Source organism: Flavobacterium chryseum, assembly GCF_004362015.1.
GTDB lineage: Bacteria > Bacteroidota > Bacteroidia > Flavobacteriales > Flavobacteriaceae > Flavobacterium.
Genome location: NZ_SNWW01000008.1, coordinates 131,792 through 150,522, shown reverse-complemented (window position 1 = coordinate 150,522; position 18,731 = coordinate 131,792). Strand labels below are relative to the sequence as shown.

Annotated in this window: 13 protein-coding genes; 5 read left to right on the top strand and 8 right to left on the bottom strand. The window is 34.3% G+C overall.

Going from position 1 to position 18,731, the window contains the following annotated elements; genetic code table 11:
• Positions 1–31 precede the first annotated feature (31 nt).
• Positions 32–223: a DUF433 domain-containing protein gene (locus EV143_RS15990; protein WP_133508944.1), complete on the bottom strand. Its 192-nt coding sequence runs from the start codon at positions 221–223 to the stop codon at positions 32–34.
• Between the two features lie 113 nt (positions 224–336).
• Here EV143_RS15990 and EV143_RS15985 point away from each other — a divergent pair, with 113 nt between their 5' ends.
• Positions 337–1,293: an aldo/keto reductase gene (locus tag EV143_RS15985; RefSeq protein ID WP_133508943.1), complete on the top strand. Its 957-nt coding sequence runs from the start codon at positions 337–339 to the stop codon at positions 1,291–1,293.
• A gap of 188 nt (positions 1,294–1,481) precedes the next feature.
• Here the strand turns inward: EV143_RS15985 and EV143_RS15980 are convergent, their stop codons facing one another.
• The 7 genes from EV143_RS15980 to EV143_RS15950 all read right to left on the bottom strand — a co-directional run bounded on the left by EV143_RS15980 (position 1,482) and on the right by EV143_RS15950 (position 11,319).
• Positions 1,482–3,461, bottom strand: a complete 1,980-nt coding sequence (locus tag EV143_RS15980) for a glycoside hydrolase family 97 protein (RefSeq protein WP_133508942.1) — start codon at positions 3,459–3,461, stop codon at positions 1,482–1,484.
• A 63-nt stretch (positions 3,462–3,524) separates the two neighbouring features.
• On the bottom strand, positions 3,525–4,841 hold the full coding sequence (locus EV143_RS15975; RefSeq protein WP_133508941.1) for a glycoside hydrolase 5 family protein: 1,317 nt from the start codon (positions 4,839–4,841) through the stop codon (positions 3,525–3,527).
• 174 nt (positions 4,842–5,015) lie between these two features.
• On the bottom strand, positions 5,016–6,263 hold the full coding sequence (locus EV143_RS15970) for a glycoside hydrolase family 26 protein (RefSeq protein ID WP_133508940.1): 1,248 nt from the start codon (positions 6,261–6,263) through the stop codon (positions 5,016–5,018).
• 4 nt (positions 6,264–6,267) lie between these two features.
• On the bottom strand, positions 6,268–7,455 hold the full coding sequence (locus tag EV143_RS15965) for an AGE family epimerase/isomerase (protein ID WP_243739888.1): 1,188 nt from the start codon (positions 7,453–7,455) through the stop codon (positions 6,268–6,270).
• Between the two features lie 6 nt (positions 7,456–7,461).
• Positions 7,462–8,652 (bottom strand): glycoside hydrolase family 130 protein, encoded by a 1,191-nt coding sequence (locus EV143_RS15960; protein ID WP_133508938.1) that lies wholly within the window; start codon positions 8,650–8,652, stop codon positions 7,462–7,464.
• Between the two features lie 28 nt (positions 8,653–8,680).
• Positions 8,681–10,072, bottom strand: coding sequence for an MFS transporter (locus EV143_RS15955; RefSeq protein ID WP_133508937.1), 1,392 nt, complete (start codon positions 10,070–10,072; stop codon positions 8,681–8,683).
• A 116-nt stretch (positions 10,073–10,188) separates the two neighbouring features.
• Positions 10,189–11,319 carry a glycoside hydrolase family 26 protein gene (locus tag EV143_RS15950; RefSeq protein WP_133508936.1) on the bottom strand — a complete coding sequence of 377 codons (1,131 nt, stop codon included), beginning with the start codon at positions 11,317–11,319 and terminating at the stop codon, positions 10,189–10,191.
• Positions 11,320–11,620: 301 nt separating this feature from the next.
• On the opposite strand from EV143_RS15950, the gene EV143_RS15945 reads away from it, so the two are divergent.
• From EV143_RS15945 to EV143_RS15930, 4 genes are all read left to right on the top strand, one after another.
• Complete coding sequence (locus EV143_RS15945) at positions 11,621–12,499, top strand: AraC family transcriptional regulator (protein WP_133508935.1); 879 nt, start codon at positions 11,621–11,623, stop codon at positions 12,497–12,499.
• Positions 12,500–12,809: 310 nt separating this feature from the next.
• On the top strand, positions 12,810–16,007 hold the full coding sequence (locus EV143_RS15940; protein WP_133508934.1) for a SusC/RagA family TonB-linked outer membrane protein: 3,198 nt from the start codon (positions 12,810–12,812) through the stop codon (positions 16,005–16,007).
• Positions 16,008–16,018: 11 nt separating this feature from the next.
• A complete protein-coding gene (locus tag EV143_RS15935; protein ID WP_133508933.1) occupies positions 16,019–17,617 on the top strand; it encodes a RagB/SusD family nutrient uptake outer membrane protein in 1,599 nt (532 codons plus the stop codon).
• A gap of 17 nt (positions 17,618–17,634) precedes the next feature.
• Complete coding sequence (locus tag EV143_RS15930; protein ID WP_133508932.1) at positions 17,635–18,690, top strand: hypothetical protein; 1,056 nt, start codon at positions 17,635–17,637, stop codon at positions 18,688–18,690.
• The last annotated feature ends 41 nt before the right edge of the window (positions 18,691–18,731 follow it).

Below are 18,731 nucleotides of genomic sequence, written 5' to 3'. Positions count from 1 at the left end.
CTTAATCTGCAAAATCTGCGAGATTTTTTTATTATAAAACCAAAGCAGCAAGAATGTCTTCTCTTTTTAATTCAGGGAAATCTTCAATAATTTCCTCGAAAGACATTCCGGTAGAAAGCCATGAAAGAATGTCTGAAACACAAATTCGAGTTCCTGTGATTACAGGTTTTCCAAATCTGATATCAGGATCTATCGAAATTAAATTTTGCCAGTTATTATTCATAATTTTATAATTTAAACAAATTTACGAAAATTAAATACTATTTTGATTTTAAATTCTGATGTTTGTTTTTACCTTTAAAACCTATAAAAACTTCCAACAATTAAACTAAAACAATGAAATACAACAGATGCGGAAAAAGCGGCTTATTATTACCTGAAATTTCTTTAGGATTATGGCATAACTTTGGTTCAGTAGATAATTTTGATAATGCCGAAAGTATTGCGGTAGAAGCTTTTGATAAAGGAATTACTCATTTTGACCTGGCGAATAATTACGGACCGGTTCCTGGATCTGCAGAAACTAATTTTGGTAAAATCCTTTGGCATAATTTTCAGGGAAACCTGCGTGATGAAATCGTAATTTCTACAAAAGCAGGTTACACCATGTGGGACGGACCTTATGGTGACTGGGGCTCTCGTAAATATTTATTGTCAAGTCTAGATCAGAGTTTGAAAAGAATGAAAGTCGATTATGTTGATATTTTTTATTCGCATCGCCCAGATCCTGAAACGCCTATTGAAGAAACAATGATGGCTCTAGACCACGTCGTAAGAAGCGGAAAAGCTTTGTATGTTGGAATCAGCAATTATTCTGCAGAAGAAACTCGTGTTGCAGTCGATGTTTTAAAACAATTAGGAACTCCGTGTTTGATTCATCAGGCAAAATATTCAATGTTAGAACGTTGGGTAGAAAATGGTTTATTAGATGTTTTAGAAGAAAAAGGAGTGGGCTGTATCGCATTTTCGCCTTTGGCACAAGGACTTTTGACGGATAAATATTTAAAGGGAATTCCTGAAAATTCAAGAGCGCATAATCCAAACGGACATTTGAAAGAAGATGAGGTTACGCAGGAAAGAATTCAGAAATTAGTTCAGCTGAATGAAATTGCGCAAAACAGAAACCAATCTTTAGCGCAAATGGCATTAGCTTGGCTAATGAAAGACAAAAGAATTACTTCGGTTTTAATTGGTGCGAGTTCTGTAAAACAATTAAATAACAATATTGATTGTCTGCAAATTTTTGATTTTACTCAAGATGAATTGAATGCGATTGAAAAGATATTGTCTTAATTTGCACTACATACTCTAAACTGGACTGAAGTCCAGCCCTACAATATAATTTGTTCCTTCGGAACTATAAAAGAGTCTTTGGCTCGATCCATATTGTAGAGCTGGACTTTAGTCCAGTTTTTTTGTGGGATTAAAAAATCGTAAACCCGACAGGTTTTTAAAACCTGTCGGGTTTAATACTTAAGTTATTATTTTATAATCATCGCCAAACCACCGCCACTTGCCAATCGATATTTTAATTTTGTATTAGAATCTACCGTAATGCTTTCTCTTTTGTAATCAATAGCAGCTTTATCCGCGTTTAATCCATCGGAGAAAATCTCGGCTTCGAATTTTTTGCCTTTTTCAAGGAAAGAAAAATCTATTATAATTTCTCTGGAATCCCAATTGGTGATAGCGCCTAAATACCAAGTATTTGCTTTTCTTCTCGCAATTGAAACAAATTTTCCAACTTCGCCATTTAACGAAACAGTTTCATCAAAAGTAGTCGGAACTTGAGCAATAAAATCAGTGCTTTCCTGTTCCTTCATATATGCGGTTGGGCTGTCGGCCATCATCTGCAAAGGCGCTTCGAATATTGTGTAAAGTGCTAATTGATGACATCTTGTTCCCTGACTTACCGGATTAGAATGACTGGGTTTGAATTCGCTTTTTGTCGCGTTGCGCATTGCTCCGGGCGTGTAATCCATCGGTCCCGCCATCATTCTGATAAACGGAATTGTACAATCATACAACGGAACATCATCATTTGGTGTCCATTTATTATTTTCTAAACCTTTTACGCCTTCAAAATTTAAAATATTCGGGAAAGTTCTCTGAATTCCGGTTGGTTTATACATACCGTGAAAATCTAAAAGTAATTTATGATTTGCTGCTTTCTGAGCAATATCATAAACAGAATTCACCATTTTAGCGTCATCGCGGTCAATAAAATCAACTTTAAAACCTTTAACGCCTAGTTTTGCGTAGTTTTCGAAAACACCGTCAATATTGTTATTCAAAGCCATCCAGGAACACCACAAAATAATACCAACATTTTTTTCTTTTCCGTAAGCGATCAAGGCTTCCAAATCAACATTCGGATTGTGTTTCATAATGTCTGTTTCTACACTCCAGCCTTCATCCAAAACCACATATTCAATTTTGTTTTTGGATGCAAAATCTATATAATATTTATAGGTTTGTGTATTGATTCCGGCTTTGAAATCGACATTGTAAATATTCCAGTCGTTCCACCAATCCCAGGCAACTTTTCCGGGTTTTATCCACGAAATGTCTTTAAGTTTTGATGGTTCAGCTAATTTCTGAACCATATCGTTATTGGCTAAAGCCGAATCATCTTCAGAAATTACAATTGCTCTCCACGGGAAATTTCTGGTTCCTTTGGTTTTAACCAAATAATCAGCTCGTTCTGTGATTAATTTGTTGAGGTAATTAAAACCACCGTTTGTTTCCTGAAGCGGAAATTTAGAAAAACAAGATTGAAAACCTGATTTTGAACTATTATTGGTTACAAATAATCCTGGATAATCTTCTAAATTGGCTTCTAGAAAAACTGCTTTTTTATGGTTTTTATAATCAATTAAAAATGGAAGAAAAGCTAAAGTATCTTTTGCAAATTCGCTTATCTTTTTGTTTTCATAATGTGATTCAAAAGATGAAATATAAGGGTCCTTGGGATTTCTTAAATCACGAACATAAGGCATTAACGTGTTGTAATCCTGATCGAAATTCAAAACAACTTCTTCTGATTTTACTGTAATATCTTTTTTCTTTTTGGTTACAAATCGATAAGCAACGCCATCATCAAAGGCACGATATTCAATACTAAAATCATTTTTAAAGTTTATTGTGAGTTGATTGTACTTATTTTGAATTGATTTCTTTTTGTAAATGGGAGTTTCAAATGAGGCATCAATACTTTCTTTTTTTGAATTTAAAATAACTGCATTTTTTCCTAAAACTATATTCTCATCTATAGTCATTGACATAGCCGACGGAGCTAAAATCAAATCTTTTTCATGAGAAATCGTCCAGCTAATTTTATCATTTACAACAATTTTAATTTCGATTTTTCCATCGGGAGAATTCAAAACAAAGTCTTGCTTCTTTTGAGAAAAAGAGAAATTAAAAAGTAAAACGGAAAAGACAAGCAATATTTTTTTCATGCTGGATTTTTTTTCAACATATAAGTAATGTAAGTTCATTTGAAAAGCTGTTCGGCAAGTAACTTATAATTTCTTATATAACTTATGTGGTTTATTTTTCTGCAACTCTAAGTTATATTTTTTTACAATCTCTAAAGTCGATTTGTCCGAAGAAAAAACAGAATTTAATCCTTGCGGTTCTTGTGGAGGGTCTGTAGTTAAAGGATCGCCCGGATTCCATTTTCCATCTTTAGTAATTGCTTTTCCTTCACCGCCAAATCCCCAGAAATTTGCCGCTTGCAACGGACCGTTATGTTTAACGCTTTCTGCAACTCTGCTAAAAATATAATTGTAAAAAATATCTCTGTTGGTAACAGATGACCCGGCAATTAAGTTTTCATTTTCTCTCGGCAGACCAAATTCTTCAATGATAATAGGTCGTTTTAAGTTATTGGCAACTTTTACATGATCGTCAATATATTTTCCGGCATTTTCCAGTGTTGTTGGTAATGTATTTGCTGCATTATCCGCTTTAAACCAGTTCCAGTTTTTTGGCCAGATATGCATCGTCAAATAATCGATATTCGGATTCTGATGTGTGCGTTCGAAGATTTCCATGCTGTCATTTGAACTGTTTTTGCCTTCAGAACCGGTAGAAATTAAGTGGTTTTTGTCAAGGCTATCCATTAAATCGACGATGTTATTCAGCCAAAGGGTAAATTTTGCTTCGTTTTCCGGCGTAAAAAGTCGAGGTTCATTGCCAACCTGCCACGCCATGATTGTATTGTCTTCGGTATATTTCTTTTTCGAATATTTATTTGATCGCCCCATAATAAATTTCACATGATTTTCTAAAGCTTTCATGCAAGGTTCGCAACTATGAAACTGTTCTGTATACGACATAAACTGCGGCCAGGTGTTGGGTGGAATTGCCGGAACCGGAATTGCACCTTTGCCATTCCATTCCAGATATTGCGACATTCCGCCGGACCATTCCCAGTTGTTCGTCAAATACAAAACGGCATACATTTTACGTTTTCTCATTTCGTTCATTAGGAAATCCAGTCCGTCCAGCAAATCTTCATCGTATTTTCCCTGTTCGTATTGCAACGCAGGACGAACTGTAAAATCATATTTTCCGCCATCAGCACCAACCAGAATTCTTAAATTATCGATTCCGTTTTTTTGCATTAAATCAAGTTCACGAAGTAATCTTTTTCGGTTGCCTATTTTTTTCGAAGCCAGTAAACTTCCGTACCAATAATTGGTTCCAATATAAGCGTACGGCTTATCGCCTTTGTAAAATTGCGTTCCTTTTACTGTAATTCTTTCCTGTGCCTGACACGCAAGGACAGAGAAAATTAAAGCAAGGCTGAAGGTTTTTAGAAGTTTGTTTCTCATTATTTATTTTTTTATCTCCTAATAGGTTTTAAAAACCTGTTAGGTATTAATTTTTCTCGCACTTTGTCTTTGCGGGGTACGAAGCAATCTCACGCAGCCTATCTTTTTAATTAGCAAGTTTGCTTATTGTTAGTGTGGTTGCTTCGTTCCTCGCAATGACTAACTAAATGTATTTTACTTCGGCAACTCATACATTTTCGGCAAAGAATTCAATAATGCCGATTTTGGCTTTTCCGCAAATGTCTTAAAATCAGCTGCATTCGAAACGGAACCATTCGGGACATAATAACCATCTTTAGTATTATTCCAAAACATTACATAGCTTATCGATATAATCTTAAGATCAAATGTATAATTATTATTTAATGCACTGTATAAGTTGGTAGAAAACCAATTGTTAATTGGTGGAGTTGTTGCATTAACCTGATATCCGGTTTCGGTCAAAGCTGCAATTTTTACTTTATCCAAAGCTATATTCGATATCATTTTGAGTTTGGCATTGGCTCTGTTTACACCTTCATTTCCTTGATTATTAAAGTCTCCATAATTATCCATTCCCAAAACATCAACATATTTATCTCCCGGATATCGGCTTAAATAAGTTTCAGTTGTTGAATAAGAATTGTCCGGCGAAAAAGCATATAAAATATTGTGAACGCCTTTTGTATTTTTTAAATAATCAACGGTAAATTGATAAGCCGTTTTGTATTCTTCAGGTGTACAAAAATTGGCTCCCCACCAAAACCAGCTTCCGTCAAATTCATGAAAAGGCCTGAAAATTATCGGAATCAATTCGTCGTTTGAACCTTTTAAATTTGAAATAACGCTCGCAACTTTGTCTAGTTTTTTCTTGTACCATTCGTGATTTGTGCCGCCTGATAAAATACTTTTAAAAGCGGTTGCTTTTTGGTCTGCAGTCATATCGGCTGCATAAAAAGAATCTTCGTTGTTAGGTTCTCTCAAATGCCATGAAAAGGTATTAATCATTCCTTTCGCGTAAGCGGCTTTTACATCGCTAATCGTTTTTTGTTCTTGTTGATAAAACCAGTTATTAGCCTGATTGTTATTGTTTTTATCGGTAATAAAGATAAAATCAGAACCTAAAAGTGCAGGATCGAAACCTGTATTTTTTTTGATATCAGAATCTCCGGCCGTATCTTGGTAAAAACTATTAAAAGCGTCTTGTTGCCCAATTGCAACTTTAGTTTTGGCAAGTTTTTTTAAATTATAAAATAAAGCTACAGTTTCTTTAGTAGCACTGGCATCAACCATATAAGTTGTCACGTTTTGTGTTGTCAAAATATCGCCAGAACTGGGCGGATCTACAATGACTTCATCACTTGTATCTTTGTCTGATGAACAACCAGCAAATGCCAGAATCGACATGCTTAAAAATGCTATTTTTAGAAAAGTAGTTTTCATTTTGCTAAGTTTTAATTCGGTTAATGAGTTCTAAACAGGCTCGGCTATTGTGATATGGACATTTCCAGAAACCTGCTTTGTCTTTTTCTATTAGAGAATCATCTTTGTAAATTCCCCAAAACCATTCTCCGTTTTTAGTATCGAGAATGTGTTTTTTTATAAAGTCCCAATTTTTGAGTACAATCTCTAAATAGCTTTCTTTTTCTGTCAGTTGATAAGCGTTGTAAAAACCAATTAAAGCTTCGGCCTGAACCCACCAATGTTTTTCTGCAATTAATTCATTTTTTTCAGGATCAAATTCGTACCATAAACCGCCATCAATGTCTAAACCTTCCTTGGTAACTTCTGCCATTTGAACGGCGTATTTTTTATAATTGATAATTAGCGTTTCATCTCCAGCGATTTCTGCACAATGCAATAAAAGCCAGGCTGCTTCGATGTCATGTCCATAAGAGATAACATCTGGTTTTTCGATCCAGTTTTCATCAAAAAACAAACGTAAATGACCTGTTTGGGTATTGATGAAATGTTTTTCGATGGTTTGTAATAATTCAATTATGTTTTTTTGAAGTGTTTTATCTTTCCAGACTTTATACAAGTTCGCATATGCTTCTACAATGTGCAAATGCGTGTTCATTGTCTTTTTTTCGTTGGCATCTTTATCGCTCAAACGTAAATCTTCAATAGGCTGCCAATCTCTGGTAAAGGCTTCTAAATAGCCTTTATTTACAGGATCGTAGCTGTATTTCTGAATTCTTAAATATAAATTTATTGCAATTGCTAAAGCTTTTTCGTCTTTAGAAATTACATAATATTCAGATAATCCGTAAATGGCAAAAGCTAAAGCATAAATCTGATTTTTGGTGTCTTTTGGCGTTGTATCGGCATTGATACTCCAAAATAAACCTCCAAATTCTGAGTCATAAAAATATTCTGAAAGAAATTCAAAAGCGCGTTTCGCTATCTTTTTATGTTCTTCATTTTTAGTAATTTGATAACTGGAAGAAAAAGACCATAAAATTCTGGCGTTTAAAACAGAACCTTTTTCGGCATTTCCCACTATGTTTTCATTACTATCAATCTGACCAATAAAACCGTTGTTTTTAGTATCGATGGCATTTTTTGACCAATAGTCTAAAATAGAATCAAGTTCTGCTGATAACTCGGTTTTAAGTTGCTTTAGTTTTGACACGATAAATTATATTGCGTTGTTTTTTTCAATTTGATTGATAATTGTTTTTACAGAACCTGCAGAAATAAAAGTATCTGCGGGAGCATTCGTAACATAATCAACGAGTTTTTCTACAGATGAAACCGCAACATGCATTCTGGTGTCTGATGACGCATAATATACATAAACAGTGCCGTCGTTATCTTCAATCCATCCGTTAGAGAATAAAACATTAGACACGTCACCAACTCTTTCAATTCCTTCAGGTCCCATAAAATGCCCTGCCGGAACATGCGTTACTTTGGCAATATCGTGCAAATCAGTCATAAACATATAAAGTGTGTAACGTAAACCTGCAGCTGTATTACGAACGCCGTGTGCCAAATGCAGCCAGCCTTTTTCTGTTTTAATAGGAGCGGGGCCAAGACCGTTTTTTAATTCGTAAATAGTATGATATTGTTTTCCAAAAATGATTTTCTCCTTTTTAACTACCGGATTTGTCATATCATCAACATAACCTAAACCTATTCCGCCTCCTGCGCCAACATCTATAAAACCATCTTGCGGACGTGTGTATAAAGCATATTTTCCGTTTACAAATTCCGGATGCAAAACCACGTTACGTTGTTGGCCTGTATTCGAAATTAAATCCGGCAATCTTTCCCAATTAATTAAATCTTTAGAACGAACGATTCCGGCATTGGCAACAGCCGAACTTGTGTCGCTTTTTGGAGCTTTCGGGTCTTTTCTTTCGGTGCAAAAAATTCCGTAAACCCATCCATCTTCATGATTGATTAAACGCATGTCGTAAACGTTGGTATCAGGTTCTCCGGTTTGTGGAATCACGCATGGTTTCTCCCAAAACTTAAAATTATCAACTCCGTTCGGACTTTCGGCAATAGCGAAAAATGATTTTCTGTCAATGCCTTCTACACGAACGGCAAGAAGATATTTTCCGTTCCATTTCATGGCGCCGGCATTAAAAGCGGCATTTATTCCGATTCTTTCCTGTAAAAAAGGATTCGTTTGTTCGTCTAAATCAAAACGCCAGTTTAATGGTACATGCGATGCTGTAACCACAGGGTTTTTATAGCGTTCGTATATGCCGTTTCCGGTGTGTTCCTGTGGAGCATTTTTTTGCTCGATTAATGTTTTATGTTCTTTTTCTAATGCTATTTTTCTATCCTGAAAAGTAGTCGAAGAGATTATTGTTGTCATAGGAATTGATTTCAGTATGGGTACTATTTTAATGGGTCAGGTCTCGTTTTTCGTTTAAATCTTGTTCTATTATTTGAAGTTTTTCTTCAGATAATGGATAAAACAAAATAAAAGCGACTGATATAAAGGCTGCTAAAGCAGGTAATACACTTAACATTAATTGAATTCCGTTTTGCGTTACTTCGGTTTGCTCGACATTAGCCTGAAACCCGTAATAACCCAAAAGCCATCCGGCTCCTGCGCCGCCAATGGTCCAGCCAAATTTTTGTGACATTGAGGATGCGGAGAAAACCAGTCCGGTTGCTCTGCGGCCTTGTTTCCATTCTGAATAATCGGCGCTATCGGCATACATCGACCAGATTAAAGGGAAAATGCAACCGGCACAAATGCTGATTAAAACCTGAAAACTCATAATTAACAAAACATCTTCTTTTCCGAAGAAATAGAAAATCAAACTCAAAAGTGCGGCTAATGCCATGGCACCAAAAAACGTGTTTTTTTTACCAATTCTGTTAGCAATTGGCGTTGCGGCAATCACTCCGATGATGTTTGCAGCTTGCCCTAAAACCAAATAAATTGAAGTTGGTGTCATGTGAAAAGCTGTCCCAAAAAGCGAAAAATCGAAATTTACGCTGCTGCTTACATAATATTTAAAGTAATAAACGGCAGCGCCATCACGGATAGAATTGAATACTAAAGCGCCAATTCCGGCTCCGAGTAAAATCCACCACGGTTTATTTTTTAATAAATCTTTTAAGTCTTCTTTTAAATCTGTCTTTTCATCAGAAATTGGTTTTACTCTTTCTTTAGTGAAGAAAAAACAACCCCAGAAAAAAGCAGTTGTAATAACTCCGAAAACAGCAATTGTTGCCAGCCAGCCTGTTTTGGAGTTTAGGCTTCCGCCGAAGTAATTTACTAAAGGTTCAATTAGCCAAAGTGCCAAAAGACTTCCTCCAAAGGCAAAAACCATTCGGTAAGACGATAAAGTATTTCTTTCTTTTCTGTCAGATGACATTACGCCCAAAAGTGATGCATATGGCACGTTGATTAACGAATAAATCATCATCATTGCCGAATACGTTACATAGGCATAAATAATTTTTCCTTTTTCGTCAAAATCAGGGGTGTAAAAAGTTAAAACGCCAATTATGGCAAAAGGCACGGCAACCCATAATAAGTAAGGTCTGAATTTTCCCCATTTAGATTTTGTTCTGTCAGCGATGATTCCAACAATTGGGTCAAAGCACGAATCCCAGATTCTGGTGATTAAAAACATGGTTCCGACTACAGCAGGTGCCAACCCGAAAACATCGGTATAGAAAAATAATAAGTACATGCTGAAAATTTTCCAGAACATCGAAGATGCGGCATCTCCAAGGCCGTAACCTACTTTTTCTTTTAAACTTATTTTTTCGTGCATTCGTTTTTTTTAAGGTTATGGTTTAGATTTGGTTCTATGTGTTGAATTTTTCAGCACGCAGATCACGCAGATCACGCAGATCACGCAGATTTAAGCGGATTTTTAATTTTTAATTCTCAATTTTTAATTATATCCTTCTCAAATAAAGTTGTATCCAGATTATAAAAATCGACAAAATCTTTTTCACTTATTTGTCCTTTATAGGGAGCGTAATAATGCATTTTTTTTTCTTTTTCCTGCCAGCCGTGATTTCTCCATAATAAAACATACGATATTTTATAATCTCCAATCGCTTTTGATAAAGTTCCTGTCCACCATTTTGGATCTGGAATTGCTTCGTATCCTGCTTCGGCTAAAGCCATTAATTTATGTTGATTTGCAGCGATTTCATTTAAAATTTTAAACTGATTTTGGGTTTGTTCAATAAATTTCGTACCTTCCTCATCATCATTATTCTGATAATTATCAAAGCTTAAAATATCAGCATAATTATCGCCTGGATAATGAACTAAAAAATCTTCTTTTGAATTGAAACTCCCTGTATTATAGATGTAAATAAGATTATGGACTCCTTTTTTCTGTAAATATTCGAAGGTGAATTTCCATAAAGATTTGAATTCTTCCGGAGTACAATTTCCTTTTCCCCACCAAAACCAGCCACCGGTAAGTTCGTGATAAGGCCTGAAGAGAATCGGAATGTTTTTTCCTTTTTTATCTTTTAAGGACAAAAAGAAAGTAGCGGCTTTGTCTAGCCATGTTGTAAATTTTTGATGGTTTTCTCCGCCAGGTAAAACTGTTTTTAACGAATTTGGTGTATTGTCCCAGGCATTTTTTCCGGTTGCAGGGTTGTCAAAATGCCAGCTTATGGTAGATATTCCGCCTCTTTCATTGGCTTCTTTAATATAGTGTTTCATTTTTTCAAAAGGAACGCCATCAATATTGTTAATATCGTCTTTTTCCAAACCTGCAATGTCCCAACCGTAAACAGCAGGATAATCTCCAACGACATCTTTTATATCACTTCTGCCTTCTTCATATTTCCAGTTTACACCATAAGCGAGGTCGTCCTGATGTCCAAAAAGATACCCTTTTTTCGTTAATCGATTAAGCTTTTCAAATAAGGAAACGGTTTCCGGTGTTGCTTTTTTATCTGAAAGTGACAAATTAGTATTAGTCACTATTCCTTTTGAAGAGCATGAAACTCCAGTAAACATTGATATTAGTAGTATTTGAATGTTTTTTTTCATTGCAATTGTTGCTGTTTTTAGCTTTAATAGTATTAAACTATAAAAATGATAATGGTTTAATAGTACTCTATTTTGTAATCTGGAATTTGCTACCATTTATCCTTTAAAATTATTAAAACTATAAAAAGTTATTATATTAAAAATGATTAATGTTTTATATTAATGTTCTTTTTATAAAAATGATAATTCTATTTTTCAAAGATAAACGGATGTTTATAGCATAATTAATATTATTTTATCAATTATATATCATATTATTGCAAATAAAAACCTGATATCACTTCTTAAAATTGTTCTAAAGATGAGTAGTACTAAAAATTTTTACAGAGAAATTGCGCCACTGTCGGCTGGAGACAGCTTTTTGGTTTTTGACAGAGTAAAGGATAATTTTGATTTTCCGGTGCATTATCATCCTGAATTTGAGATTAATTTTATTTTGAATGGAAAAGGAGTAAAGCGTGTTGTTGGAGATAATATTGAAGAAATTGACAATGTAGAATTGGTTTTGATTGGGCCAAATTTATATCATGGCTGGGAATTGAATAAATGCACGAGCAAAAAAATTCATGAAATTACAATTCAGTTTCATAACGATTTATTTCACGAATCTTTGCTATCTAGACGCATTATGAATCCGATTCGGGATATGTTCAATCGTTCGATTCACGGAATTTTATTTTCTAAAAAAGTAACCGAAGAATTAACGCCAAGATTGGTAAAGCTCTCTAAGTTAGATGGAATGGATTACTTTCTTGAAATTACTTCTTTATTATATGATCTGGCAAATTCAAGAAATCAACGGTTGCTTTCTACTTATACTGTAGATTATGATACGTTTGATGATTACGACAAAATGAAATTAGTTTATGAATATGTGCAAAAACATTTTGCTGAAAAAATTACTTTAGAAGATGTTGCGAATGTTGCCAGCATGTCTATAATTTCTTTTAACAGGTTTATTAAAAAACGTACTGGCAAAACTTTTGTCAATTATATTAATGATATTCGAATAGGTTATGCTGCCCGCTGGCTGGTTGAAAAAGACATGAGCGTTTCTGAAGTCGCTTTTAAATCAGGCTTTAATAATATTGCGAACTTCAATCGTAGTTTTAAAGCTACTAAAAACTGTACGCCAAGTCAATACAGGGAAGATTTTTCTGGATTAAAGCGCATATTATAATGATACTATTTTTTCACTAACAAATATTATTTTTAACGAAATCGTTTGCATTTTAGCTGATTCGTTAATTTTAATTTATAATTCTTAGTTGTTTACGGGTTGGTAATTGCGAATAATGTAAAATTTATTCTGTTTATTTTTCATATATGTTTTTTTAAAGCGATATAGTAAAAATATTATCATCAAATGATATAATACTATTGATTTAATGTTTTCTTCTGTTATAGATTTGTTAAATAATTTAGAAAATAAATGCAACCCTTTTATTACTGAGTTATGAAGAACAAATTTAAACTAACCAAACATTATTATGAAAAAACTAATGACTAACTTCATTCATTGGAACGCTAACCACAGAGCAGTTCCTTTGATCCTATTTTTGTTACTGACGTGTAATTTTATTACGGCTCAGGTAAAGGTATCCGGAGTCATATCTGATGACAAAGGATTGTCGATCCCTGGAGCAAATATTTCGGTTGTCGGATTAAAGACATCAGCTTCAACAGATTTTGATGGAAAATATACGATTGATGTTCCAGCTAATTCAACTTTAGTATTTTCATTTATTGGTTTTAATACGCAAAGAATTGCCTTAAATGGAAAAACATCGTTAAATGTAGTTCTAAAACCTATTGCTGAAGATTTGAAAGATGTAGTCGTTATTGGTTACGGAACTCAAAAGAGAAAAGATATAAACAGTGCTATTTCGAGTATTAGCTCAAAAGATATTGAAAACTTAAAAGTAGCTTCATTTGACCAAATGATGCAGGGTAAAGCTGCCGGAGTTGTTATAAACAGTAATTCTGGTGAGCCGGGAAGTAATGTTTCGGTACGTATTAGAGGTGTTTCATCTTTAACAGGAACAAATGAGCCTTTGTACGTAATTGATGGTGTGCCAATATCTGGTGATGCAAGAAATTCATCTACATCAGGCAGAAATGCTCAGGGAAATAGTAATTTTTCTAATAGTGGTAATATTACGCAAAGCCCTCTAGCGCTTATTAATCCTAGTGATATTGAGTCTATTGATATTTTAAAAGATGCTTCTGCAACTGCAATTTACGGATCACGTGGTTCTAATGGTGTTATTATCGTTACAACAAAGTCTGGTAAAAAAGGAACGGGAAAATTATCTTTTGAGAATTCTTATTCAATCAGCAATCTTCCAAAGAAATTGAATTCTATGAATTTGCAGGAATATGCAATTCATCAAAATGCTTTATCAGATGTATATGATCCTACAGGTAAACGTCCTGAATTTGCACATCCTGAACTGTTAGGAAAAGGTACAGACTGGCAGGATGCAATTTATGAAACAGGAATAATGAAATCGAATCAACTGTCTTTTTCAGGAGGTAAAGAAGGGATTAACTATTATATATCCGGAGGGATTTTAAATCAGGAAGGAATTGTTATCGAATCTGGATTTAAAAGATATAATTTCAGAACCAATCTTGATGCAAAAGTAAACAAATTTATAAAGGTAGGTGTGAACATAAGTGGCGCAGTTACTGATGAAAAACTAACTTTAAACGGTCAGTTTAATGGTGTAGTTGCGACTTCATTGTTAGCAACACCGGATGTAGCGGTTAGAGAATTATCAGGTGCTTTTGCCGGTCCTGCGGCCGGCGGATCGACATCATTTGTTAATCCTGTTGCAACTTCATTATTAGGGTCAAACACTTTAGTTAGAAAAAATTATTCAGGAAACTTTTATACTCAAATAGATTTATTTAAAGGTTTAGAATATCGTTTTGAGGCCGGTGGTTACATCTATGATAATTTAGGACAACGATTTGATCCTATGTATTCATTAGGTAATGCTGTAAAAAGTTTTGCTAATTTATATTACAACCCCTCTACAGGTAATTCCTGGAATTTGAAAAATATGCTTACCTATAGAAAAACTATTGATAAACATAGCTTTACAATTTTGGCTGTACAAGAGTCAAACAGATCACACTGGGAAGGTTATACTATAACTGGTGAAGGATATAAAGACAATAACGACAAAACTCTAGCCGGATCTGATTTGCCAAATGCGGTTACAAGTGGTGTGTATTCAGGAACTCAAACTTTAGCTTCTTATTTAGGAAGGGTTGTTTATGATTATGCTGATAGATATAGTGTTTCAGGAGCGGTTAGAACTGACGGATCTTCAAAATTCTTTGTTGGAAATAAATGGGGTGTTTTTAGTTCGGCAAGTGGTTCATGGAAACTTTCAAATGAAGCTTTTATGGAAGGTACCAAAAAGTATGTTGACAATATTAAAATAAGAGTAGGATGGGGTCAAACAGGAAATAATCAAATTGGTAATAATTTATATGATTCTAATCTTCACTTGGTTAACAGTACAATGGGAACTTCTTATTTACCATCAAATACAGCAAATAAAGATTTGAAATGGGAAACTCAGGAACAAACCAATTTGGGGTTAGATTTTACAATGTTTAATTCTAAACTTTCTGCTACAATAGATGTGTATAGAAAAGTAAATAAAGATTTCCTGTATCAGGTTCCTTTACCTAATTTTCTTTCCGGAGGTGGTGATTATGAAGGTGGTGTAAATCCTCCTTACTTTAACCTTGGAAGCATGGAGAATAAAGGTCTTGAAATTACCCTAAATTATACCAACCAGTTTACACAAAATTTTTCATGGAATGCTAGTGCCAACTTTACTAAATATACAAATGAGGTAACAAACATGGCCGGATTAAATATTGTAAAAACTATGGGTACGCTTGCTTACAATACTGTTACAGTGTCAAGAACTCAGGAAGGCTTGCCAATTGGTTCATTCATAGGTTATGAAGCAAACGGAATTTACAGAACAGATGAGGATTTGTTAACATATGGTCATGAAACTGCACCTGGAACAAGAGTTATTTTAAAAAATGGAACGAATTCATTGTTACCAAATTTTCAAAAAGGAGATGTAATTTATAAAGATCAAAATGGTGATGGTATTATTGATACTAAAGATTTAGTTACAATCGGAAATCCAAATCCAAAATTTACTTACGGATTTACGAATAACTTCAAATACAAAAATGTTGATTTATCAATCTTTCTTCAGGGAACTTCCGGAAATAAATTAATGAACTTAACACGTATGTCCGGAACTTTGAATAGTAATTTAGGAACCAATTACTTAACAGAGGCTTCAGATTTTTACTCAGCTTCAAATCTCGATGCTTCTTTGCCAAGACCATCAGCTTACAATGATATTAATAATGCAGTTTCATCGCGTATTATCGAAGACGGATCTTATCTAAGAATTCAAAACGTAACAATAGGATATTCTTTACCATCTGATATGATTTCGAAATTGAGTCTGACAAGATTGAGGATTTATGCATCTGGACAAAACCTGTACACTTTTACAAAATATAAAGGATACGATCCAGAAGTGGGCTCTTATAATCAGGATGCATTATTATCTGGTGTAGATAATGGTCGTTATCCGGTGCCAAGACAGATTTCTTTTGGTTTTAATGTTGAATTCTAATACAAATTACTATGAAAAATATAATAAAAAGAAGTAGTGCAATTGCTTTGACATTACTGACGCTACTATCATCATCTTGCTCTCAGGACTTTTTAGATGTTCCTGCAGAAGGTGCTCCCACTATAGGTAACTACTACGATTCTGATACAAAACTTGATAATGCAAGTAACGGATTGTACGGCCTTGTTTGGTTTAATATGAATAAAGAAGGATTCTATGGTATTACAGATGTTATTTCTGGTAATATGTATGCGGGGCCTTATAATGAATTTGGAAAATTTACAGATTTAAGTTTTACAAATTCGCAGTCTTTTATTTCAGATTCATGGAGATCATGTTTTGGAGCTGTTGCAAATTGTAATTCTTTTATCAATACACTTCCGCAAAGTGTTGGCCCAAATGTTAGTGATGCGGCTTTAAACAATGCATTGGGAGAAATGCACTTTATCAGAGCATTTTCATATTTCTTTTTAGTAAGATTATGGGGAAATGTGCCAATTATCGAAAACAATGCAGAATATTCAAAAAACTTTGTTATTCCAAGCAACCCTGTTACAGATGTTTATACTTTTATAGAAAACGATTTAAAGTTTGCAATCGCCAATTTAAAAACTAAAAACAGAGGTTCAGATTATGCTGCAAACGCACATGTTTCCAGTGGATCTGCAAAAGCGCTGTTAGCAAAAGTATATTTATATCAAAAGAAATATGAATTAGCCAGAGCTATGGCTCAGGAAGTAATTAGCAGCGGAGAATTTAAGTTATTAGGTGGGGAAGAATTGCCAACAAAATCGTTTGCTGATTTATGGATTCAGAAAAACAATAATAATGAAGAGTCTATCTTTTCATGGCAATGGACAGGAGCCGGAACGTATTTTGAAGGGAATTTTTCGAATACATTATTCGCTCCTGAAAACAGATTGGTAGAAACAAGTTATTCAGGACAAATTGCACCATCTCAGGATTTAATTCATAATGTTTTTGAAAATGGAGATAAGAGAAGAATTGAAACATTTATGTTACCGGGTGATTTTTATCCAAACTTAACTTATGCTCAGACACTTGCTGTAGATTCTCCAAAAATTTTAGGATATACATTCGAAATAGCAAATCAGGCTCAAAATTCAGGTGCCGGATTAAAAAAATATGTAATAGGGAAAGAAAATCTTCCATTAACAGGACCATTTAATCCTCCGTTTAACGGAGAAAGCAGTATGAACAGTTATATGATGCGTTATGCAGAATTATTATTGATACATGCCGAAGCAATTTTGGGTTCACAATCAGGAAGTACATCAGATCCTGCGGCACTAAAATCTTTCAACGCTGTTCGTAAGAGAGCTGGTTTATCAGAGAAAGCATCAATTTCTTTTGATGATATTTTCAAAGAAAGACGTGCAGAATTAGCGTGTGAAGGAGATTATTATTTCGATTTAGGTCGTTTGCCTTTTGATAAAGCTAAAGCTATTTTGCAAGCGCAAAACAGAGGAGATAAAGATGTCGAAAAACATATTACAATCTCTGCATCAAATCTATTATTGCCTTATCCGGCAGATGATTTAATTAAAAATCCAAAATTGACAGAAGTAGCACCGTATACTTTTAAATAATATTAAAAATATAAGATATGAAAAATATAAAAATTGTTTCGCTAGCAGCATGCATGGCATTGATGTTATCCTTAATGTTTTTTAGTTCATGCTCAAATGATGATGGTGCCGAGACTTACAATGGCGGACCTGTTATTGAGTCTGTTTCTCCTTCAGGATATAATCTTGACGGAAGCATGAAACCATTAACTCCGGTAACATTAGTAGATCCAAAAAATTATTATGTAATTCATGGTAAAGGACTTTTGGGAACACAGAAAGTTTACTTTAATGACTTTGAAACGTATTTTAAGCCAACATTAGTAACGGATACAGATATCATTATATTGGTTGATGAAAACACGCCGTATGCAGATGCAGCAAATCAGTTAAAAGTAGTAACATCAAAAGGAACAGCTGTTTTTGGTTTAACCGTTGCGCCTCCGGTACCAACATTTAATAGTTTCAATTTTATAAATTGTTCTGAAGGTGATGAGGTAACAATTAAAGGAAAATATTTCCTTAATCCGGTTGTAACGCTTGCAAAAACACTAACAGAACCAGAAGTTCCTGTTACAGTGCTATCTTCTACATTAGAGCAAATTGTTGTGAAAATACCGGCCAATGCAAATCATAGAAATCTGGCAGTAACCAATATATCAGGAACGGCAGTATCTAAAGAAGCAATAGGAACAGCGCTTTATGATGATGAACTTTATGGTATGCAATGGGGAGGACCTTGGGCAGGAAAAGGCGTTAATTTTGCTTTTGAAGGAGATTCTTATCAAGGCGAGAAATCATGGAGATGGGAATTTGGACAATGGGATGGAGGAAACTGGGGTTTCAATGTTGATATGACACCATATAAAGGAATGAGATTTGCCATTAAAGGAACAAAAAACGGGCGTGTAAATTTCAGTGTAAATGGAGGGCCTAATTATGTTCTTCCTGTTACAACTACATGGGTTTATCTTGAAATTCCTTTAAGCGATTTAGGAAATCCTACAAGTGTTACGATGCTTACATTTCAGGAATCAAATGGTGACGGAGGTAATACTGTATTATTTGATGATATCGGCTTCGTATTGAAATAAAAGCGTTTATTATATTTTGAGTTTTGTTTAAGTATTCCCTA